Annotated in this window: 23 protein-coding genes and 1 pseudogene; 1 reads left to right on the forward strand and 23 read right to left on the reverse strand. The window is 66.8% G+C overall.

The window, feature by feature from the left end; all coding sequences use genetic code 11:
* Positions 1–10: 10 nt before the first annotated feature.
* From fliD to KRR38_RS24170, 17 genes and pseudogenes are all read right to left on the reverse strand, one after another.
* Positions 11–1,498 (reverse strand): flagellar filament capping protein FliD, encoded by a 1,488-nt coding sequence (gene fliD / locus KRR38_RS24090; RefSeq protein ID WP_217405994.1) that lies wholly within the window; start codon positions 1,496–1,498, stop codon positions 11–13.
* Positions 1,499–1,553: 55 nt separating this feature from the next.
* On the reverse strand, positions 1,554–2,696 hold the full coding sequence (locus tag KRR38_RS24095; RefSeq protein ID WP_217405995.1) for a flagellar biosynthesis protein FlhB: 1,143 nt from the start codon (positions 2,694–2,696) through the stop codon (positions 1,554–1,556).
* Complete coding sequence (fliR, locus tag KRR38_RS24100; protein WP_217405996.1) at positions 2,693–3,505, reverse strand: flagellar biosynthetic protein FliR; 813 nt, start codon at positions 3,503–3,505, stop codon at positions 2,693–2,695. The genes KRR38_RS24095 and fliR overlap by 4 nt, the downstream gene beginning before the upstream one ends.
* Positions 3,505–3,777, reverse strand: a complete 273-nt coding sequence (locus tag KRR38_RS24105; RefSeq protein WP_217405997.1) for a flagellar biosynthetic protein FliQ — start codon at positions 3,775–3,777, stop codon at positions 3,505–3,507. The genes fliR and KRR38_RS24105 overlap by 1 nt, the downstream gene beginning before the upstream one ends.
* A gap of 4 nt (positions 3,778–3,781) precedes the next feature.
* Positions 3,782–4,553, reverse strand: a pseudogene (fliP, locus tag KRR38_RS24110) (flagellar type III secretion system pore protein FliP).
* Between the two features lie 26 nt (positions 4,554–4,579).
* Positions 4,580–4,864 carry a flagellar biosynthetic protein FliO gene (locus KRR38_RS24115; protein ID WP_217405998.1) on the reverse strand — a complete coding sequence of 95 codons (285 nt, stop codon included), beginning with the start codon at positions 4,862–4,864 and terminating at the stop codon, positions 4,580–4,582.
* Positions 4,864–5,136: a flagellar motor switch protein FliN gene (fliN, locus tag KRR38_RS24120; protein ID WP_217405999.1), complete on the reverse strand. Its 273-nt coding sequence runs from the start codon at positions 5,134–5,136 to the stop codon at positions 4,864–4,866. Before fliN ends, KRR38_RS24115 begins: the two co-directional genes overlap by 1 nt.
* A 41-nt stretch (positions 5,137–5,177) precedes the next feature.
* Positions 5,178–6,065, reverse strand: a complete 888-nt coding sequence (locus tag KRR38_RS24125) for a FliM/FliN family flagellar motor switch protein (RefSeq protein WP_217406000.1) — start codon at positions 6,063–6,065, stop codon at positions 5,178–5,180.
* Between the two features lie 10 nt (positions 6,066–6,075).
* Positions 6,076–6,672, reverse strand: coding sequence for a flagellar basal body-associated FliL family protein (locus KRR38_RS24130; protein ID WP_217406001.1), 597 nt, complete (start codon positions 6,670–6,672; stop codon positions 6,076–6,078).
* Between the two features lie 40 nt (positions 6,673–6,712).
* A complete protein-coding gene (locus tag KRR38_RS24135) occupies positions 6,713–8,452 on the reverse strand; it encodes a hypothetical protein (protein WP_217406002.1) in 1,740 nt (579 codons plus the stop codon).
* A 34-nt stretch (positions 8,453–8,486) separates the two neighbouring features.
* Complete coding sequence (locus tag KRR38_RS24140) at positions 8,487–8,912, reverse strand: hypothetical protein (RefSeq protein ID WP_217406003.1); 426 nt, start codon at positions 8,910–8,912, stop codon at positions 8,487–8,489.
* Positions 8,909–10,234: a FliI/YscN family ATPase gene (locus KRR38_RS24145; protein WP_217406004.1), complete on the reverse strand. Its 1,326-nt coding sequence runs from the start codon at positions 10,232–10,234 to the stop codon at positions 8,909–8,911. The genes KRR38_RS24140 and KRR38_RS24145 overlap by 4 nt, the downstream gene beginning before the upstream one ends.
* Positions 10,228–10,848 (reverse strand): FliH/SctL family protein, encoded by a 621-nt coding sequence (locus KRR38_RS24150; protein ID WP_217406005.1) that lies wholly within the window; start codon positions 10,846–10,848, stop codon positions 10,228–10,230. Before KRR38_RS24150 ends, KRR38_RS24145 begins: the two co-directional genes overlap by 7 nt.
* Positions 10,841–11,860: a flagellar motor switch protein FliG gene (gene fliG / locus KRR38_RS24155; protein ID WP_309141129.1), complete on the reverse strand. Its 1,020-nt coding sequence runs from the start codon at positions 11,858–11,860 to the stop codon at positions 10,841–10,843. The genes KRR38_RS24150 and fliG overlap by 8 nt, the downstream gene beginning before the upstream one ends.
* The gene (fliF, locus tag KRR38_RS24160) at positions 11,857–13,545 is read right to left on the reverse strand and encodes a flagellar basal-body MS-ring/collar protein FliF (RefSeq protein ID WP_217406006.1); all 1,689 of its coding nucleotides are present in this window, start codon (positions 13,543–13,545) and stop codon (positions 11,857–11,859) included. The genes fliG and fliF overlap by 4 nt, the downstream gene beginning before the upstream one ends.
* 3 nt (positions 13,546–13,548) lie before the next feature.
* Entirely contained in the window at positions 13,549–13,914 is a 366-nt protein-coding gene (fliE, locus tag KRR38_RS24165) for a flagellar hook-basal body complex protein FliE (protein ID WP_217406007.1), read from the reverse strand.
* Positions 13,911–15,188, reverse strand: coding sequence for a sigma-54-dependent Fis family transcriptional regulator (locus KRR38_RS24170; RefSeq protein WP_217406008.1), 1,278 nt, complete (start codon positions 15,186–15,188; stop codon positions 13,911–13,913). The genes fliE and KRR38_RS24170 overlap by 4 nt, the downstream gene beginning before the upstream one ends.
* Before the next feature lie 294 nt (positions 15,189–15,482).
* Here KRR38_RS24170 and KRR38_RS24175 point away from each other — a divergent pair, with 294 nt between their 5' ends.
* Positions 15,483–16,307, forward strand: a complete 825-nt coding sequence (locus KRR38_RS24175) for a flagellin (RefSeq protein ID WP_217406009.1) — start codon at positions 15,483–15,485, stop codon at positions 16,305–16,307.
* Between the two features lie 385 nt (positions 16,308–16,692).
* Here the strand turns inward: KRR38_RS24175 and KRR38_RS24180 are convergent, their stop codons facing one another.
* From KRR38_RS24180 to KRR38_RS24205, 6 genes are all read right to left on the reverse strand, one after another.
* On the reverse strand, positions 16,693–17,103 hold the full coding sequence (locus tag KRR38_RS24180; protein WP_217406010.1) for a nuclear transport factor 2 family protein: 411 nt from the start codon (positions 17,101–17,103) through the stop codon (positions 16,693–16,695).
* A gap of 79 nt (positions 17,104–17,182) precedes the next feature.
* Positions 17,183–17,368: a hypothetical protein gene (locus KRR38_RS24185; RefSeq protein ID WP_217406011.1), complete on the reverse strand. Its 186-nt coding sequence runs from the start codon at positions 17,366–17,368 to the stop codon at positions 17,183–17,185.
* Between the two features lie 96 nt (positions 17,369–17,464).
* The gene (locus KRR38_RS24190) at positions 17,465–17,929 is read right to left on the reverse strand and encodes a hypothetical protein (protein ID WP_217406012.1); all 465 of its coding nucleotides are present in this window, start codon (positions 17,927–17,929) and stop codon (positions 17,465–17,467) included.
* A gap of 138 nt (positions 17,930–18,067) precedes the next feature.
* Entirely contained in the window at positions 18,068–18,919 is an 852-nt protein-coding gene (locus KRR38_RS24195; protein ID WP_217406013.1) for a flagellar motor protein MotB, read from the reverse strand.
* Between the two features lie 3 nt (positions 18,920–18,922).
* Positions 18,923–19,786 (reverse strand): flagellar motor stator protein MotA, encoded by an 864-nt coding sequence (gene motA / locus KRR38_RS24200; protein WP_217406014.1) that lies wholly within the window; start codon positions 19,784–19,786, stop codon positions 18,923–18,925.
* 31 nt (positions 19,787–19,817) lie between these two features.
* Complete coding sequence (locus tag KRR38_RS24205; RefSeq protein ID WP_217406015.1) at positions 19,818–20,738, reverse strand: flagellar biosynthesis protein FlgL; 921 nt, start codon at positions 20,736–20,738, stop codon at positions 19,818–19,820.
* Position 20,739 lies beyond the last annotated feature (1 nt).

Consider the following 20,739-nt stretch of genomic DNA (forward strand, 5'->3'; position numbering starts at 1 on the left):
GTTCAGCCTTTTAGGAGTTGCTGCTGCCGTTCCAGGCTGCGATCTGGTTCTTCAGGAAGCTCAGGGTCGACTTGGAAGCGCCAACGGAGCTGTCGGTGGCCGCGAAGCGCGCGATCATTTGCTGGCGCACGGTTTCCTGCTGATCGACGAGCTTGGTCTGGGCGTCGGTCAGCGCAGTCTTCTGCTTGGTCAGCGAGGCGATCGAGTTGGCCAATGTGGCGCCGTAGCTCTTGGTGTCGGTGCTGGTCGAGGCCATGTTGGTCGAGATCTTGCTGATCGTCGCAAAAACGCCGTTCAGGCCGTTGCCGAACATTGCCGCCGTGGCTTGGGGATTGGCCGCCAGCGTCTTTGCCAGCCGGGCATTGTCGAGCGTGAAGGTGCCGTCACGCTGGATCGACACGCCGAGATCGGACAGCGTCTGTGGCTCGCCGGCGGCCGCGTTGGGCATGATGATCGTGCTGGTCAGCTGCTGGAAGGTTCGCTTGAGCGCAAGCGCGCCGCTGTCGCGAGCCAGGTCGCCGGTCTGGGCGTCGGTCATGGTGTTGATCTGCGACGCGATCTCGTTGATCGCGGATACCAGATCGGTCATGGCCGAGCTGATGGCCGGGGACGGATCGTTGAAGGTCACCTGCGTCGGCGCGCCGCTGTTGGTCCCGGTCAGCGACATGACGACGCCGGGAATGGCGTCGGTCAGCGTGTTGCTGGCCGAAGTGATCGGCAAACCGTCAATCTTGAGGTTGGCGTTGCCGGCGGTTGTCAGCAGGCGACCGGTGCCGGGACTGACCGGGTCGAATGCGAGCTTGGTGACGCCGGGATCGCCGGTGGCGTCGAGCGCAAAGGAATTGGCCGCGCCTTCGCTGCCCTTGAGCACCAGTTTCGCGCCGCCGGTGGTGTTCGAAACGTAGGCGGTGACGCCGGCATTCTTGGCGTTGATCGCCGCGGCGACGTCGGCCAGCGTCGAGCCGGCAGGGATCGTGATGTCGACCGGCGCATGGTTCGGGTCGTCGGTAAAGCTGCCGGCCCCGGTCGTGCCGAAGCGTAGCTTCAGAGAACCCGCGCCGACCACATCGGTCGCGGCGGTAAAGCCTGCGCTGTCCGGACTGACGAGGGTCTGTGCCGTGGCGAGCGTGGTGACTTCCACCGAATAGCTGCCCTTGAGCAGCCCTGCATCCGACGCCGAGACCTTGGCGACCGCTGCGTTGCCGATCAGCGGCTGCGAAGACAGGTCGCCAGCGCGCACACGATCACCGAGCGAGGTCGACAGATTGGAGATCGCGCTCTTCAGCGTCGATGCCGCCGAGATCTGCTTGTCGAGCTTGTCGGACTTCGTTGAAAGCTGATCGGTCTTCGCTGCGAACTGCGCGGCGGCGAGGTTGGTCGCCAGCGCGTTCATGTCGATACCGCTGCCCGCGCCGAGCGAGGTCAGCAGCTGCGCGGTGGCGGTCTGTGCGACCGTTTGCGTGGCACTGGTGGAAGTCGAGGACGTCGTCGTAACCATATGGTCTAAAACGGCGAAAAGCCGCTCCCGTTAAGTGCCAGAGCCTGTCTGGACATCAGGTTGTTGCCTTGGGATCGAGGCGGCCGTCGGCGTCGAAGCGCATCAGCACCGGAACCTCGATTTGCGGGCGGGAAAGCCGCTCGCCGCGTTTCAGCGAGAAGACGAAAGCAAGCACGCTGGCGACCGCGACGTAGAGCTCCTCGCGGATCACCTGCCGCTCGCGCGTGGTATAGTAGAGCGAACGCGCCAGTGCCGGATATTCGAGCACCGGCAGGTCGAGCTCGGCAGCGAGCTCGCGCATGGCGAGCGCCTTTTCGCCGCGGCCCTTGGCGAGCACGACCGGAGCCGCAGCCTGTTCCGGATCGTAGGACAGCGCGACCGAGAAGTGCGTCGGGTTGGTCACCACGAACTGCGCCTTGCGCATCGCCTGGGCGACGCCCGCCATGGCAAGCTCGCGCTGGCGCTGGCGGATCGCCTGCTTCTTCTCAGGCGCGCCTTCCTGTTCCTTGGCTTCGTCGCGCATATCCTGATGGCTCATCTTGAGGCGCATCATGCGGCGGATGAACTGGACCGGGAAATCCACCATGGCGATGAGCATCAGCCCGCCGGAAAGCCAGAACATCAACGAGATGATCGCGTCCCAACCATAGGTGAGCTGGCCGTGCAGGCTGCCGCGGCCCATCAGGAGCAGGCCCTTGATATGGCCGTTCGCCCAGAACCAGGCGATCGTGCCCATCACAACGACCTTGGCGATGCCCTTGCCGAGTTCGATCCAGCCGGTCGCCCCGAACATCCGCTTGAGGCCCGAGGCCGGATTGAGCCGCGAGGCCTTGGGCAGCATGTTGCCGGCGACCCAGCGGCCCGAACCGAAGCCCATCTGCGAGATAAGCGAGCCCGCTATGATGAGGCAGCCGAGCAGCAATATCGGCGGCAGGGCCACCCACAGCACCGAGACCAGCAGCGGGCCTGCGTCGAAATGGTCGAGCGTGGCGTGATCCCAGGTGAAGCCGGCGCGGACCGCTTCGCCCATGGAATCGAGTACCCATGGCCCTGCAAATTTGAGCCAGGTCGCGCCGATCAGGATGGCGAAGGCGGTCGCAAGTTCCTTGGAACGAAGGACGTCGCCGCTCTTGGCCGCGTCCGATTTGCGCTTTGCACTTGGTGCAAATGTCTTTTCGCCGGCGGTCTCCTCGCTCATCGGGGGACCTCGGTCTGCGGCACCATGCTCGGCGGAACCAGCATGCTACGGGTCTCGGCGATCGCGTTGGCCGAAAGGTCGGTCATGCGGTCGGTGATCAGCGGCAGCGACGCGACCAGCGCGGCGATGCCGGCGAGCACGCCCGCGGGCAGGGCGAGTGCGAAGAGGTTCAGCGCGGGGGCCGAGCGGCTGAGCACGCCGCTCACCACCTGGACCACCAGCAGGATCAGCGTGACCGGCAGCGCGATGGCGACCGCGGTGGTGAACATGGTCGTGGCGAAGCCTGCGATCTGCAGGAACCGGTCGGGGCCGAGCCAGGTGTGGCCGGGCGGGAACACCTGATAGCTGTCGACGACCAGCGAGAGGAACTGGAGATGACCGCCCAGCGCGAGGAAGATCATCGTCAGGATCACGGAGAAATACTGGCCCAGCGCCGGCGAATGGGTACCGCTGTTGGGATCGATCGTAGCGGCCATGGCCAGGCCCATCCCGCCGCCGATGATTTCGGCGGCAATGACCGGCGCGGCGAAGGAGAGCTGCAGCACGAAGCCGAGCGTCAGGCCGACGAGGACCTCGCCTGCGACCATCAGCAGGCCGCTCGCGGAGAGCAGGGCGGGCGGCGCCACGACCGGGGTCCAGGCGCAGACCAGGATCGCTATGGCGCCGGTGACGATCACCCGCACCTGCGGCGGCACGCCGGCCGCGCCGAAGAACGGGGCAGCCAGCAGCGCCGCGCCGATGCGCGTCATGACGAAGATCCAGCGCCAGAATTCGGCTTCGACGGGGCCGAAACCGAAGCTGAGGTTCATCACCGGGTGACCTGCGCGATCTGGGCGAAGATGTCCTTGGTGAAGTCGCCGATCAGCGCCATCATCGATGCGCCGAAGACGACCAGCACGAAGGCCGTGACCGCCAGCTTGGGGACGAAGGTGAGCGTCTGCTCGTTGACCGAGGTCGCCGCCTGAATGATGCCGACGACGACGCCGACCACCAGCGTGGTGATGAGCACCGGGGCGGAGGCGAGCGCCGCGACCCAGAGCATCCGGTCGGCGAGCGCGAGGAAGGCCTGGCTTTCGTCCATGGCCCTATCCGAAGCTTGAGGCGAGCGAGCCCATCAAGAGCGCCCACCCGTCGACCAGGACGAAAAGCAGCAGCTTGAACGGCATCGAGACGATCGCCGGGCTCATCATCATCATGCCCAGCGACATGAGGACCGAGGAGACGACGAGGTCGATCACCAGGAAGGGCAGGAACAGCATGAAGCCGATCTGGAAAGCGGTCTTGAGCTCGCTGGTGACGAAGGCCGGCATCAGGATCGAGAACGGAACGTCCTCGGACCGGGCGAACTTCGGCGCCTTGGCGATCTCGGCGAACATGGCGAGATCGTGCTCGCGCGTTTGCCGGATCATGAATTCATGGAACGCAGTGCCGCCGGCCTGGATCGCCTGCTCGGCGTTGATCGTGCCTGCCGAGTAGGGGGGCGATGGCGTTGGCGTTCACCTTCTCCAGCGTCGGCGCCATGACGAATAGCGACAGGAACAGCGACAGCCCTACCAGTACCTGGTTCGGCGGCGACTGTTGCAGGCCGATCGCCTGACGCAGGATCGACAGCACCACCAGTATCCGGGTGAAGCTGGTCATCATCAGGATCAGGCTGGGCAGGATCGTCAGCAGCCCCATGATCAGGAGCAACTGCAACGACATGGTCATGCCCGTGGGCGCGCCACCGTTCATCGAGCTGAAGGCGCGGTCGAGCGCGCCCGGGATCGCGGTCGCAGCCGGCGGAGCGCCGGGAATGGGAGCAGCGCCCGGCGCCGCCTGCGCGAAAGCCGCGATGGGCGCGGTCAGCAGGAACAGCGATGCGGCAGCAAGAAATTTCCGGATCACGCGGGGTCTCCCGCAATCTGCACGGCCGCGCGGGCCGGCGCTTCGGCCAGGCGGGTCAGCCCGCTGCGCGAGACCGAAACCAGGATCTCGCGGCCATGGAATTCGACGACGGCGAGCTTGAGCGTCGGCGAGAGCATGGTCGTCTCGACGATGCGTACCGAACGGGAGCCGCCGCCTGCAGTGGCGCGGTCCTGCATTTTCTTCGCCAGTTTCAGGCATCCCCAGGCGAGGACGCCGATCAGCGGCAGCAGGACGAGAAGCTTGAGGATGTACCAGAACATCAGGCGGCCTCGTCGCCCGCAACACTGTTGCCGGCCAGTTCGACGATGCGCAGGCCGAAGCGGTTGCCCTGGGCGACGATCTCGCCCTTGGCGATCGGCTTGCCGTTGACCATGACGTCGAGCAGTTCGTCGGTCAGCCGATCGAGGATCACGACGCTTTCCTCGCCGAGCGAGAGCACGTCCTTGAGCTTCATGTCGACGCGGCCGAGCTCGACCGAGAGGCGTACGTCGACATCCTTGAGGAATTCGAACCCGCGGGGGTGAATGGTCATCTGCAAAATCCCTTCTTGCACCGACCGTTCAGAGCCCAGATCTAGAAGGCCTGGGTGATCTGAACAGCCACGCGATCATCCAATGCACCAATCGTGCCATGTGCGATTGTCTTGTCGCCAACCTTGAGCGGAACGCTCCTTGCGACGGCAACCGGCAAAATTTGGCCGGGTTGCAGCTTGGACAATTCGGCAAATCCTATCCGCATGTCGACGAGCACGGCGGAGATCGTCAGCGGCACCGGGCCGAAGGTTTCGCCCATGGGGTCGATCCGGCCGGAGCGCGCGGGCTTGGGAGCTTTGGGCTCGCCGTCGCCGAGCAGCTTGATCATGACCGACTGCGGAAAGGCCACGGTGACCTTCCACGGCGAGCGGCCCGGATCGTCGACCTCGAGCGTGATAACACCGACCTGCTCGTCGTCGGCGAAAGGCGCGAGTTGGACGATGCAGCCGTCGCGGCGCAGCGGCGAGACCGTCATGCCGAGGGCCTGGCCCAGCGCGGTGACGACGACGCCTTCAAGCCGCGAGACCATGAGCTCGGCGGAAAGCGGGAAAGCGCTCGGCAGCGGCGAGGGCGCTTCGCCGCGGCCGCCGAAGGCGCGATCGACCATGCGCAGCACGGCTTCGGCGTCGAGCGAGGCGAGCACGGGCATGTCCGGCGCGCCGGCGGTAAGCAGGCTGTTCGCGGCCAGCGGCGCGATGTCACGCGACAGCTCGGCCATCGTGCACTCACGCGGCGCTTTGCTGCGCACCAGCGGCGGTTCGCCGGCGGTCAGCTGGGCCAAAGCATTCGACAGCGTGCGCGCCGCACCGTCCCCTAGCCGCGACAGCGCGGGCATGAGCTGGACGGGGGCCGCGTCTTTCGACTGCAGCAACTCCGGACAATGTTGTGCCAGCTGACGCTCGGCAACAAAGGCGCGCTCTGGCTTCATTGGCTGCCGATCACTGAATGATGAAGGACTTGAAGTAGACGGCGTCGACCCCGCCGAAACCTTCGGTCTGGGTCAGCACCTTATTGATCGCGGCGGTCATCCGCTTCTGCAGGCGTTCCTTGCCCTCGAGGGTGGTGACGTCCTCCTCGGGCGTATCGGCCAGGACCTCGAGCAGGCCCGAACGGATCGCCAGCTCGTGCTTCTTGATCCACATCAGCACGCGGCCGTCGCGGCGGGTCGAGCAGGCCAGCGCGACCTGGACCAGCGCGTTCGACTGCTTGAGGTTCGAAGTGAACTCGTCGGTGAAGCTGTAATAGGCAGTGCGGTATTCGCTGCCGCCTTCTCCCTCGACCTCCGGTGCGCCGCCTTCGCCTTCCTTGCCGCCTTCGGCCTTTGGAGCGTATGGATCGACCTCACCCTTCTTGATCAGCTTGGGCTTGTTGTCTTCCTTCTTCTCCTCATGGCCGCCGCCGATGACGCCCGCGGCCATCAGGCCGAAGACGCCGCCGCCGCCGGCACCGAGGAGGACGAGGCCCATGATGGCCTTCATCATCACGCCGCCGCCCTTCTTGGGCTTGGCTTCCTTTTCGGGTTTGTCGCTGCTCATCGTCTATCCTCTAGCGCTGTCTCTAGGGTGGATTGGTGAATTAGGCGTAGATGCCGCCACGGGTATCCGCGGGGTCTCCGTCTGGGGTGGGCTGGCCGGAAGTCCGGCCGGTTCGGGTATTCTGGGCCTGCGAGCCGCGGTCGTCCCGCGCCGAGGACTGCGTCTGTGACTGCGACTGGCCAGAAGCCGAGCCGGCAGTCTGCTGCTGCGGGCCAGACGTGTCCTGTCGCGGCGTGCCCTTGTCGTTGTTCCTGTCGTTGCCGTTGTCGCCCGACATCTGCGACTGTGCCGACGAGGCCTGGACCGCTCGGGCGAAGCCGGGATCAGCGCTGCTCATAGAGACCGAAAGCCCGTTGGCGTCCTGATCGAAACGCAGCGAGACCTGGCCGAACTCGCTGTGGGTGATCGCGGCGTGGACCGAATTGGGCGAGGCCGCATCGCGGGCCTCGACCAGACGGTCGACCAGCGTGGCGAAGTCGTGTCCGGTCTGGCCGACGGCGTTGGTTGCCGGAGCCGAAGTGACGGGTGCGGTTGCCTGCGAGAACGACTGGCCGTCTTGCATGGCGAACATGGGCTGGGCCGGCATCGCCGGGGCGGCCTGCGCCGGAGCGGCGGGCGTCTCGGGTGCGGCGGCAGCGGTCTTGGCCGGCGAGGCTGGCGCATCGGTTGCGGCCTCGCGGCGCGGCGCGGCGGCGTTGGCCTGAGCGGGGGTGACCGTTGCGGGCTGAGTGGTTGCGGCCTGTTCGGTGGCCGGCTGCGGAGCCTTCGCGGCGGATGCCGGCGCTGCGCGAGGGGCGCTCTGGCCGATCGCAGCGCTGGCAACCTGGGCCGAGGCGAGTTGCGCGGCGGTCGAAGTCGCAGCGGGTGCGGGCTGCTCGGCCGGCGCGACGGTCACGCGGACCTGGTCGGCCTGTGCGGGCGTGCCGGGGACCAGCGTCATGGCGGGCGTGGCGGCCGGCGTCGTTGTCGGCGCTGCGAGTGTCTGGTCGTTGGCGGGTTTCTCGGCAGGCGTGATGGTCAGGCCGATCGCTTCGGCGCGCGTCGGCAAGCTGGCAGGAACGACCACAGTCGGAGCAGGCTGGGCGTTTGTCGTCGGAACGGCGACGACGGCGTCTGCCTTGGTTGGCATGGCAGGAAGGTCGGCTGCCGCTGTCTTGACGAGGGCGGGATCGACTACGGCCTTCGTCGTGGCGGCGGGCGCCTGCTGGGCCGAAGCATCGGCCTTGTCGGCCTTAGCACCGGGCAGGGTCGGGCGGATCGCTTGAGCGGCGGCGGCCTGGGCGAGGCTCTCGGTGGTGGACTGCTTGATCGCGGCCGGCGCAGGTGCGCTGGCCGGCGTGGAAGCAGCGGCGGTGGCCGCAGGCTCGGGCGCCTGAGGCAGCGTCACGGAAACCGGCACGACGAGGCCGGGAAGCACGATCGGTGTGGCGATCGCGGGCAGCGCGTTGGTTGCTTCGTCGGTTGTCTCGGTGTCGTCGCTCGAAGTCTCGGTGGTCTTTGTCTTGTCGGCCGCAGCCTCGGCGGGCTTGGCGGCAGTGTCGGGCCGGGCCGGCGGCAGCTTCTTGCCGGCAGCATTGCCGACGGCTTGCCGGGTCTGACTGGTCTTGGCGCTATCGGACTTCGGTGCCGGGTCCGAGGCACGTTCCGGGCGGGCGGCCACCCGGTTGTCGAGCAGCGCGGCAAAATCGGTGGAAACCGGGGCATCGTCGGCCGGAGCGCTCTGCGCCCCCATACCGAGGACGGCGCTGCCGGTAACCGATGCTGCTGCTGACTTGATCATTACCGGCAATCCCTCGCACTCGTTGCCGAGCATATTAATCAAGATCCGTGCCAGACTTCCGTCGGGCGCCGAGAACGGGCGTTTCGCTGCCCTTGGCGATGACTCGGGCCTGCCGCTCGGCACGCTCCTCGACCACGGCGCGGCGGCGCTCGGCCTGGCTCAGCGCCTGCATCTTGAAGTCGGCGATGCGGCGCGCGTTGGCGGCATCGTTCGAGGTGTTGGCCGAGATGCCTTCGAGCCCGCGCGCGAAGCTGTTGACCTGGCGCAGCGACGCGCCGTCCTGCGCGCCGATGCGCGCAGCATATTCCTCGGCCATCCGGCGCGTGCGCTCGGCCAGGGCCTCGAGCTGCGCGAGCGTGCCTTCGGCCTGCGCGGCTTCGGCGGCTGCGGTCTGCTTGGCGATGTCGCGGACGCGTTCGAGCCGGTTGAGCCGCTTCAGGCGATCGCGCTCGGCTTTCATTGCTGCAGTAGCTCGGCGAGCTGGATCACGCAGTCATCGAGCCGGATCACGTCGCCGCGCGCCTGGCAGAGGAAGGCGACCAGTTGTTCGTGCATGGCGATGGCGCGGTCGAGTTGCGGATCGGCCCCGGCGCGGTAGGCGCCCATCAGCACGAGATCGCGGTTGGCCTCATAGTTGGCGACGAGCGCGCGGAACTGGCGGGCCAAGTGCTCGTGCTCCGGAGCGACGATGTCGTTCATCACGCGGCTGAGCGAAGCGGCGATGTCGATCGCCGGATACTGGCCGCGCTGCGCGAGATCGCGCGACAGCACGATATGACCGTCGAGGATTGAGCGCGCGGTATCGACGACGGGGTCGTCCTGGTTGTCGCCGTCGGCGAGCACCGTGTAGAGCCCGGTGATCGAGCCGCCGCTCGCCGCCGAATTGCCGGCGCGCTCGACCAGCTTGGTGATCGTCGCGAGCGCCGAAGGCGGATAGCCGCGCGCCGCGCCGGGTTCGCCCAGAACGAGGCCGATCTCGCGCGCCGCGTGGGCTACGCGGGTGAGGCTGTCCAGGATAAGAAGCACGCGCTTGCCCTGCGCGCGGAAATGCTCGGCCATCGAGGTGGCGAGCATCGCGCCGCGCAAGCGCAGGTTGGGCGCGTGATCGGCCGGCACCGCGACCACCACCGTGCGGTCGCGCTTGTGCTGGTTCATGTGCTTTTCGACGAAGTCCGAGACCTCGCGCGCGCGCTCGCCGATCAGGCCGACGATGACGATCTCGGCTTCGGCACCGGTCGCGATCATGTCGAGCAGGACCGACTTGCCGACGCCCGAACCGGCCATGATGCCGATGCGCTGGCCAACGCCGAAAGTCGTCATCGCATTCAGCGCGCGGATGCCGGTGTCGAAGCTTTCACGGACCGGGCTGCGATCGAGCGCGCCGGTGCGGATCCCGCCCGAAGGCCACTCGGTGCGCGCGTGGATCGGCGGACCACCGTCGATCGGATGGCCTTCGCCATCGACCGCGCGGCCGAGGAATTCGTCGCCGACCGAGAGCATGCCGGGCCGGCCCTCGGGCCGGACGCGCGCGCCGGGGCGCAGCAGCACGGAATCCCCGAGCAGCATCATCAGGGTGCGGCCGTTGCGGAAGCCGATGACTTCCGCCGACAGCGTTTCGGTCGAGCCCTGGAGCACGCGGCAGAGCGCGCCCACCGGCACCGAGAGGCCGCTGACTTCGAGCAGGCCGCCGTCGCAGGCCGCGACCAGACCATAGCGCCGCGGCGCCAGGCTGATCGGCGTCGCCGCAAGGTCACGCAGGACCGGCTCGATCAGGTTCAGCACTGGCGCAGCGCTTCCGCGATTTCACGCCGCCAGAGGTCGGGGCCGTCCTCGATCCCGCCATTCGCAGACTCGACGCGAAGCGCTCCTCGTTCGAGCAGGGGGTCGGGCACGACTTGCCAGTCGGCGGCGAACCGTTCCGAAAGCAGCACGATGTCGTCGGGGTGGAGCCGGACGACCCGCTCGTCGTCGGCACGGGCGAGCAGAGATACGGCGCGTTCGACCCGCCGCAGTAGCGCGTCCTGATCGAGCGCCAGAGGCGCGATCGCAGCTTCGCACAGCGCGGCGACGGTGTCGCGCAGCCGCTGGCGCAATTCTTCCTCGAGATCCCGGTCGAGCTTGGCGAAAGAAAGTGTCAGCCCTTCGCGCGCGGCGGCATCGGCCAGCGTGCGTTCGTCGGCCTGGGCCTGGGCCTCGGCGGCGCCGGTGGCGTAGCCTTCGGCGAAGGCCATCGCGAGGGGGTCCTCGGGTTCGGGTTCGGGCATGCGCGGGGCATCCATCGGCGCAGCGGCACCGGCCGACGAGAAGCGGGCGTCGCTGCGGAAAGTGCCACCCGCCGCCGAAAGCGCTTCGAAGGGGAGACGGCCGCCCGGACCGGTGAACTCTTGCTCAGACATACTCGTCGTCGCCGCCACCGCCGACGCCGAACACGATCACGCCCTCGTTCGAGAGACGGCGCGCCACGGCGACGATCGCCTTCTGCGCGGCGACCACGTCGGCCAGCTTGGTCCGGCCGCGCGCCGCGATCTCGTCCTTGACGCCGTCGGCCGCACGGCTCGACATGGCGGCGAAGAACACGTCGCGCTCGTTTTCGGCGATGCCCTTGAGCGCATCGATCAGGGAGTCGTTGTCGACCTCGCGCAGCAGCGAGCCCATCGCCTGCGGCGGCAGGACGAACAGGTGCTCGAACTTGAACATCTCGTTCTCGATGTCCTTGGCGAGCTGCTTGTCGAGCTTGGTGATCTCGGTCATCACCCGCTTTTCCATCGCCTTGCCGGCGTTGTTGATGATGTCCGCGGCTTCCTTGGCGCCGCCGATCGACAGCGCAGCCTGGCCGTGGCGTTCGCCGATCTTGCGGTGCATCAGCTCTTCGAGCATCTGGATCGCCTCGGGCGAGACCGGGCCCAGCGTGGCGATGCGGTGCACCACCTCGGGCTGGACCTCGTTCGGCAGCGAGTGCAGCACTTCGGCCGCCACTTCGGGATCGAGCTGGACCAGCAGCACGGCGATCGCCTGCGGATGCTCGCCCTTGACCAGCGGCACGATCGCCTGCGGGTTGAGCCAGCGCGCGAGTTCCAGCGTCGCCGCCTTGGGCGGATCTGGCTGGATGCGCTGCATCAGGTTCTCGGCCTTGATGTCGCCCACGGCGCGCGTCATCAGCGAGCGGACGTGGCCGATCCGGTCATGGACGATCATGCCCATCTTCTCGGTGCGCTCGACGAAGTTGGCGATCGCATGCGCGATGACCTCCGGCTGGATCTCGCCCAGCGCGCACATCTTCTCGCCGAGCAGGCGCAGTTCGTGCGGCTCGAGCTGCGACAGGATGTTCGCGGCCTGGTCGTCCTCGAGCAGCATCACCATCACGGCGGCGCGGTCGGCGTCGTCATAGGGGATCGGTTCGGCGTTCACTGTGCTGCCTCCGCAGGGGGCTGGTTGAGCATCTGGCGCAGCGCGACGACCGCGCTCTCAGGCTTCTCGGCGACGATGCGCTGGGCGAGCCCGACCTGCTGGCTCAGCAGTTCGGCATCGACCACCCCGGTCTCGGGATCCATCATTTCTTCTACGGCAAGCGGCGAGGCCGCGATCAGCTCGCCCTCGCCGGCGGCGGCGCCGTCGGGTGCGGGCAGGGCAGGGGTCGGTTCGCGCTTCAGCGCCTTGATCAGCGGCCGGACGCCGAGCAGCAGCACCAGCAGCACCGCGATCAGGGCGACGGCGTTGCGCACCACCGTGGCGAACCACGGGGCTTCGTAGAACGGCGGCGCAGCGGCATCGGTAATCGGCTCGAAGCTACGGGTGATCACCGCGACCTGGTCGCCGCGCGCCGTATCGGCGCCGACCGCGGCGCTGACCAGCTGCTTGATCTGGTCGACGTCGGCGGCTTTGCCGTTCTTCATCGCCTTGGCGCTGAGCGCGACGGCGACCGAGATGCGCTTGAGCTTGCCGGGCATCGTATTGGCGACCGCGACTTCGCGGCCGAGCTCGAAATTGCGCGTCGAGCTGGACTCGCCGGTGACCGGGGGTGCGCCAGAAGCCGCAGGCGTGGGCGTGCCGGTCGGCGGCCCGGGCTGGGCCGTGGTCGGCGGCGGCGGGGTGTTCGACAGCACACCGGGGACGCCGGCGGCGGCACCCTGGCCGGCCGGGGTCTGCGACTGCTGTTGCGTCTCGCTGCGTACCGCACCCTGCTTGTCGTAGCTTTCGCGGGCCGAGGTCACCTGGTCCATGTCGAGCTCGACCTGGATCTCGGTGCTGAAATTGCCCTGGCCGAGCATCGGCCCGAGCAACTGCGCGACCTGGCCGCGCAGCTTTTCTTCCATGCGCGCCTGCAGGTCGAGCCGGTCGTTGTCGCCGCCGCGGCTGGATTTGTCGGAAAGCAGGTGGCCCTGCTGGTCGACCACGCGCACCGCGTCGGGCGTCAGGCCGGGGATCGAGCCAGCGACGAGGTTGACGATCGCGGTCACCTGGCTGTCCGACAACTGCCTGCCGCGCGCGAGGCGCAGCATGACCGATGCGGTCGGCGGCAGGTTGTCGCGCACGAAGACCGAGCGTTCGGCTTCGGCGAGATGGACGCGGACGGCTTCGACGCCGTTGATCTCCTTGATCGTCAGTTCGAGGTCGCGCTGTCGCGCAGAGCGCAGGCGCTCGCCTTCGAGTTCGCGGCTGGCGCCCATCGGCAGCTTGTCGAGCATGTCGTCGCCGCTCTGCGGCGTCGCCAGCGAGCCGTTCTGCGCGACGAGCATGCGCGCTTTGTAGAGGTCGTCCTCGTTGACGGTCAGCGCGCCGGTGTCGTTGTTGATCTTGTAGCCGATGTTCGCCTTGTCGAGCGCGTCGACCACGCCGGCGCGCTCGCTGTCGTTGAGCTCTGTATATAGAGTGCGCTGCGGCGCCGGGGCCAGGGTCGAATAGGTCAGCGCAACGGCGCCGATCGCCGCGACGCCGAGGAACCAGGGGAGCATGCGCTTGACGGCGGACTGGCCGCCGAACGCACGAAGCCGCGACATGGCGTTGCCGCCCGTCGGATCGGTAAGCGGCGACAGGACCGAGCCTCCGGAGAGGTTGGCGTTCATGCCCGGCGTGGCTGGGACGAGATCACTCATCTATTAGACCCCCATCCTCATGATTTCCTGGTAGGCCGAGAGCAGTCGGTTGCGCGTCTGCAAGGTAGCCTCGAAGGCGACGCCGGCTTCCTGGCGGGCGAGCATGACCTTGGCGACATCGGTGACTTCGCCGCGCTCGTAGCCGTCGGACAGGGCTTCGGCCTTGTTCTGCTTGTCGGACACGCTATCCAGCGCCGACTTCAGCGCGTTCTGGAAGCCGCCGGCTGGACCGTTGCTTTCGGCCGGGGCCGTGGCGCCCTGCGGACCGTGCAGCGACTGCAGCAGCGACGACTTGTCGATGATCTGCTGGCGCATGGCGATGATCTGTTGAACGCCGGCGGCATTGCCGGCTCCGCTTACGGGGTTCATCTACGACCTCCTGCAACGGCGAGACCGGCTTCCCGGAAGGAAGCGAGACGGTAGCGAAGCGTGCGCTCGGAAATGCCGAGCTGACGGGCGGCCTGGACGCGGCTGCCGCCGCAAGCCTCGAGCGTCGCCATGATGGCGCGCGCTTCGGAAAGCTGGACAATGTTCGACAGGCGCTTGCCGGGAACGACGGGCTCGGCCGGAGCCAGGGCCGCGATGCTCGGCGCCATCTCGGCGGGCACGAGGCGGGCGGTGCCGTCGAACACGATGTGCTCGGGGCTGACGCAGGGCTTGCCGTCGGCCAGCAGCAGTGCGCGGCGGACCACGTTCTCCAGCTCGCGGACGTTGCCGGGCCAGGAGTGGACCTTGAGCAGCGACAGCGCCCCTTCCGAGATAAAGGGCATCTGCTTGCCCGGCATCGTGTGACGCAGCGCCAGCGCGAAAGCGAGCGGGGCGATGTCGTCGGGACGGTCGCGCAGCGGCTTCAGCGAAATGGGGAAGACGTTGAGGCGGTAGAACAGGTCGGCGCGGAACCGGCCCTCGGCCACTTCGGTCGGAAGATCGCGGTTGGCGCAGGCGATGACGCGGACGTCGATCTTGATCGGCAGGGTCGAGCCGATCGGCACGACTTCGCTCTCCTGCAACGCGCGCAGCAGCTTGGCCTGGAGCGCCAGCGGCATCTCGGCAATTTCGTCGAGCAGCAAAGTGCCGCCGTCGGCAGCGCGGAAGAAACCCTCGCTCGAGCTGGTCGCGCCGGTGAAGGCGCCCTTCTGGTGACCGAACAGCAGGGCTTCGAGCATGGCTTCGGGCATGGCCGCGCAGTTGACCGCGACGAAAGGCTTGTCCGCGCGGGGGCTGCGGTTGTGGATGAAGCGGCTGAGCACTTCCTTGCCGGTGCCGGTGGGACCGTTGATCAGCACGGGGATGTCGCTGGCGGCCAGGCGATCGGCCAGGGCGAGCACCGAAAGGCTTTCGGTGTCGGCGGCGATCGGCATGCCCGGCTTGGCGCTGCAGGCGAGCAGAGCGGCGAGAGCGGTCTCGCTGCCGGCTTCGTCATAACGCAGGCGGAAACGCTGGGCGCCTTCACGGATGATCTCGGGAGCGGCGCTCTGTTCGAGCGTCACGACGTGCGCGCCGCCGGCGTGCGGCGAACGGTCGCCTGCATCGCGCAGCTGCGTCGCGGTGCCCAGCGCTTGCGCGGCGGCAATTGCCGCTGCCCGCTGAACCAGGGGCGCGTGCTGCCGCGCCACCACGTCGTTGAATTCCATTCCGTTCATGCTTGCCCCCGCATTAACCATGCTTGCAAACCGTGTTTTGCGCGGGGACGGCAAAAACATCGGTAATTTAAGGCTACGTATAAACCCCTAGATTGCCGTTTTTTCGGCAATCGCTTGCCGGGGGCGGCAACGGCCTCTCACTCACGTAAGAGAAGACCGGCCTGCAACTTTTTGCCGCACCGGCAAACGAACCGGCACTTAATTTCCGCTTTCGTTTGCCGCTCTAGCTCCTGGCAGCCGCGTCGAACTCACTCGATCGGCACCCCCCTTTCGGGCTACATACGGGAGTGTAACATGGCGGTTATCAACACGAATATCGGCGCGATGAAGGCTGCGAATGCCTCGACCGCCGCGAGCAAGCTGCTTGGCACGGCGATGGAACGCCTTTCGACCGGCAAGCGCATCAACAGCGCGAAGGACGACGCCGCCGGCCTCGCCATCGCGACCACGATGACCTCGCAGATCCGCGGCATGAACCAGGCGGTTCGTAACGCCAACGACGGCATCGCTCTGGCTCAGACGGCCGACGGCGCTCTTAACGAAGTCACCAACATGCTGCAGCGCGTCCGCGAACTGGCCGTGCAGTCCAAGTCGGGCACCTATCAGCAGACCGACCGCGACAACCTGCAGGCGGAAGTCACCGAGCTGAGCTCGCAGATCGACGACATCCTGAACAACACCAAGTTCAACGGCGTCAACATCACTGCCCAGGGCACCTCGGCCAGCGACGTGACCGTCACGATCCAGGCCGGTTCGGACTCGGGCACGACGATTGACCTCAAGATCAAGGCCGTGGACAGCACTAAGCTGGGCACCGGTCTCGACGTCAGCAGCACTTCGGCTTCGGGCTCGACGATCGACAACGTCGACGCCGCGCTGACCGCGATCAACACGACCCGCGCTTCGCTCGGTGCCAGCCAGAGCCGCCTGGAATCGGCGGTCAACAACCTGACCAACAACGTCACCAACCTGTCGGACGCCCGTTCGCGGATCGAGGACGCCGACTATTCGGCCGAAACCACCGCGCTCGCCAAGGCTCAGATCGTCAGCCAGGCTTCGACCGCGATGCTCTCGCAGGCCAACCAGAGCCAGCAGAACGTCCTGTCGCTGCTGCGCTAAGCGTGACCGACTGAATACCGAATATCCAATCCTTGATAGCGATTAACATAACCGATTGATCGACTGCCGCCTGTCCCTTCCAGGCGCAAAGAGAGCCCGGCGACGAAGCCATGACGCCGGGCTCTTCTTCTCCTTCACCCAAGCGCGATTAGTTCCCGCGCTCACGTTGGAGGCAGGCGATCAGATGGACATATGCCGGTCCCTTCCCGGCACTCGAGCTCGGTGGCAAGCCATGACCACCGGGCTCTTTTCTTTGTTCAGCAGAGATGAACGCAGCGGCACCGGCCCGCTCCCCACCTGGTCGCCCAACGAGATTGTATGCTCTGCGTGGCCGGGTGCGGAGCGGGCCGGTGCCGCTTCCAGCGCCAGCTGGAAAAGACTCTCTCTACTCGGGCGCTTCCAGGATCATCGGCGCATAATTGCGCTGGCTGAACAGCCACTGCCCGTCTTGCCGCACCAGTTCATCGTCATAGCGGCCGAACAGCTTGAACAGCCCGCCGGCGGACAGCTTGACGATCTCGCGTGCATAGGACCGGGCGATAGCGCGGTCGCCCGAGACCCGGATCCAGCCGATCTCACCCCAGAAGGCGACCTCGTCCCAGTCGGCCCAGAGCTTGTCCCATTCGGTGCGCAGCTCGGCCGCGCCCGTACATTGGAAGATGTGCGAGTTCCACTGGCCGTCCTCGGTGAAGCAGGCGACCCATTGCTCGCGATCGCCGCGGCAGCTCGCATCGCCGTACAAGCCGTAGAGCTCGCGGATGAGCAGACGGTCTTCGAGCGGCCCCGAATTGGCCATGGCGATCTTCTCCCTCAGCTTGCGGACGCGATGCTAAGGCAAAGGGCCTCGGAGGCAAGCGCGGCTTTAGCCGGACCGATCAGCTCAGCGGCTGGCTGGGGTGGCGAAAGACGAGCGCGTCGCTCTCGTCCCAGACCTCGACCAGCTCGACCGCCCGCTTCTCGAGATTCTCGCAGGCATATTTCTTGGCCGCCTCCAACCCGGTATCCCAGGATGTGCTGGCCATGACTCGCTCGTGCTCCAGGAACAGGATGGTGTAGGTCATACATCCTCCGTGCTCCTCCCAGGCGGATACTACACCGTTCTGGGGCGCAATGGGAGTCTTCGCAGATGCAGCAAGGCGTTCCTGTCGAGAACGGACCTAAGGCCGGATGGAGCCGAAATTCCCCGCACCGTTGAGCGTGGCGGCGACAGCGAGGTTGGTCGCGCTCTGGCCGCCGAATTGGTAGCTGGTCGATTGCATGATCACGCCCACCGCGCCCTGCGAGGCGGGCAGATCGATGGTGGCGGTTTGCAGGATGCGCGACGCGGCGCTGCCTTCGTTAGGGCGCGGGAGCGACACGGCGCTTTGGTTCGATCGCAGGACGCCTGAGAAGAGATCGTCTGCCGGCGCGGAATCCGCACCGATCCCCGCGGCTGGCAGCAAAGCGAACCGATCGCCCCGCTCGGGTAGCCACGCAAGCATGGCGAGATCGCCGATGCCCTGCGCGGTGACCTGGCCCAGCGCCGTGTCGTCGAGGGGAGAGGCTTCCGCGGCCAGAGTCGGCGCAGCGACGAGCACGAAGGTGCTGGTCAATAGAATCCGGCCGAGCTTCGATACGAACATTGCGGCGATCTCCGGCGCCGATTGCGCGCCGCCGCCAGCCTTAGGTGCTGGACCTTAAGATCGGGTGAGGGGTGGTCCGGGATGTGCCCGAAAGGGGGTGTCCTCCCCGCGGCTTCGCCGCGAGGAGGACTGGGGCAATCAATCCATCACGACGATGGAGATACGGCGGTTGCGCGGATCCTGGGGGTTGTCCTTGATCAACAGCTCGCGGTCGGCGACGCCTTCGATGCGGCGGAAGCGGCTCTCGCCGATGCCCGCGCGCATCAGTGACTGGCGGGTTGCTTCCGCACGGCCGGCCGACAGCGACCAGTTGTTCGCGCTCTGGCCCGGGCGCCACGGCAGCGAGTCGGTGTGGCCGCGGATCGAGATGCCGCCGCCCTGCGGGCCGACGGTATCGCCGATGACTTTGAGCAGCTGCTGCGCATCCGAGGTCAGCACCGTAGTGCCGAGCATGAACATCGAGAAGTCGGCATTGTCGACAAGGTCGATGCGCACGCCGTCGGTGGTGTCGACCATGCGCACCTGGCTGGCGATCTTCTTCAGAGCCTCGTTGGCCTGGAGCTTCTTCTCGAGCTCCTCCTTCATGTGCGCCACCCTGGAACTGTGAGTCGGCGAGGCGCCTTCCTTCGGGCCGCCGGTAGAGTCGCGCGGAATGGTCATCGCCCGGGTACCGGTCTGGCCGGCGCGGTGCGGATAGTTGTCGACGTCGGTCAGCGACGAGCCGCCAAGCAGGCCGGCCGCGGAGCCCGCGCTGGCGTCGCGCGTCTTGACGAGTGTCGGCGTGAAATAGTCGGCGATACCCTTGCGCTGCTTCTCGGTAGTGGCGCCGAGAATCCACAGCAGCAGGAAGAAGGCCATCATCGCGGTCACGAAGTCCGCATAGGCCACTTTCCAGGCGCCACCGTGATGGCCGCCGGCGACGATGGTGATCTTCTTGACGATGACGGGCGGCGGAAGCTCCTGCTTGCCGCCCTTCTTGGCTGCAGCCATGGCTTAACGGCCTCTCATCGCGTCGAGGAGTTCCGAGAGACCCGGACGGAAGGCGTGGCCCAGGCCCGAGCGGGCGCTTTCGACGACCAGCGGCTGCGGCCAGCCGTGGAGCGAGGCGATGACCACCTGCTTCACCGCGTGGAAGATCATCTCGTCCTGCTCGTTGACCTGCTTGAGGCGGCCGGCGATCGGCGCGACGATACCGTAGGCGAGCAGAATCCCGAGGAAGGTACCGACGAGCGCCGAACCGATCATGCCGCCCAGGATGCTCGGCGGCTTGTCGATCGAGCCCATGGTCTTGACGACGCCGAGAACGGCCGCGACGATCCCGAGCGCGGGAAGCGCGTCGGCCAGGCCCTGGATCGCGTGCTGCGGTTCGTGCAGCTCGTGGAAATGCGTCTTCATCGCATTGTCCATGACCTCCTCGACCGCGTGGACTTCCAGCGTGCCCGAGGACACGACGATCAGCGTCAGCGTGTCGGCGATCAGGTGGACCAGCGGCTTGTTGGCCAGCAGGCGCGGGAACTCGGCGAAGATCGCCGAGCTGTTCGGGTCCTGCACGTGGCTTTCGAGCGCGACGGGGCCTTCGCTGCGCAGCAGCTTCATCAGCCGCGTCGTCAGGATGATGACGTCGATGTGGTCCTGCTTGTTGTGCTTGGGGCCCTTGGCCGCGCGCACGAAGCCGGCGCCGAAGGCCTTCACCTCATGCATCGAGTTGCCGGTCACGATGGCGCCGACCGCGGCGCCGCCGATGATCAGCATTTCGTGCGGAATGGCCTCGAGCACGGGTCCCAGCGAGCCGCCGGTGAGAGCGAAACCGCCGAACACCATGACCAGCAGGATCACGATACCGATTGCTACAAACATCGAATAAGCCCCTTGGAAATAGTTTTCGGTATCAGTTGATCATGTTGAACAGGCTCAGCGAAGAGAGCTTGGAAAAGCTCGCCTGGCTGGCTTCGAGTACGGTCATTGTCTGCTGCAGCTCGGAGATCGAAGTGGCGAGATCGATGCCGCCGACTTTGTCTTCCTCGGTAGCGCGCAGCTCGCCCAGATTGGTGCGCCGATCGCCGGTCAGGTCGATCCAGTTGAGCCGCGAGCCAACCACCGTCTGTGCCGTGGTGATCGTGTCGAGCCCCTTGGCGAGCGAGGTGATGCCATCGCTGGCCGCTTGCTGGCGGTCGCCCGTGCCCGTCTGGAGATCGTCGGCGAGGCCCTTGACCACGGCCAGGAGGTTGGTCGGGCTGCCGTTGAGGTTGAAATTGAGGATTTCGGGCCCGGTCATCCCGCGGGTGATCTTCTGGCCGTCGCCGAGTGCAAGGTCTCCCGAAGTGGCCGTACCGATGTATGTCGCGTTGCCCGAGGCATCGACCGAATAGGCATCGCCCGGCGCTTCGCCTCCGAACAGCGCGTGACCGTTGGAATCGCGTGAATTGGCGAGGCTGATCAGGTTGCCGTAGATCTGCTGGAGTTCGTAGCCGATGCCGGCGCGCTGCTCGGTCGTGAGCGTGCCGTTCGCGGCCTGCGTCGCGAGGTCCTTGGCGCGCGAGATGTAGTCCGAAAAGGTCGAGAGTGCGGAATCGGCGAGCGTGAGGTCTGCGTTGGCGCGGCCCGCATTGGTGCTGTCGATCTGCGACAGGCTGTCGGAGCGCTGCAGCATGCGCAGGCGCGACGCGGCGACCGGATCGTCGGACGAGCGCGACAGCCGGTTGCCGCCGCCGATCTGCTGTTGCAGCGTCTCGGCGCGCTTGCGCAGCGTCGCGATGTCGGTCGTCGAACGATCGTAGAAGGCCGCGGTGCTTGTGCTGATCGAAGTCATG

The organism is Novosphingobium sp. G106, from assembly GCF_019075875.1.
GTDB lineage: Bacteria > Pseudomonadota > Alphaproteobacteria > Sphingomonadales > Sphingomonadaceae > Novosphingobium.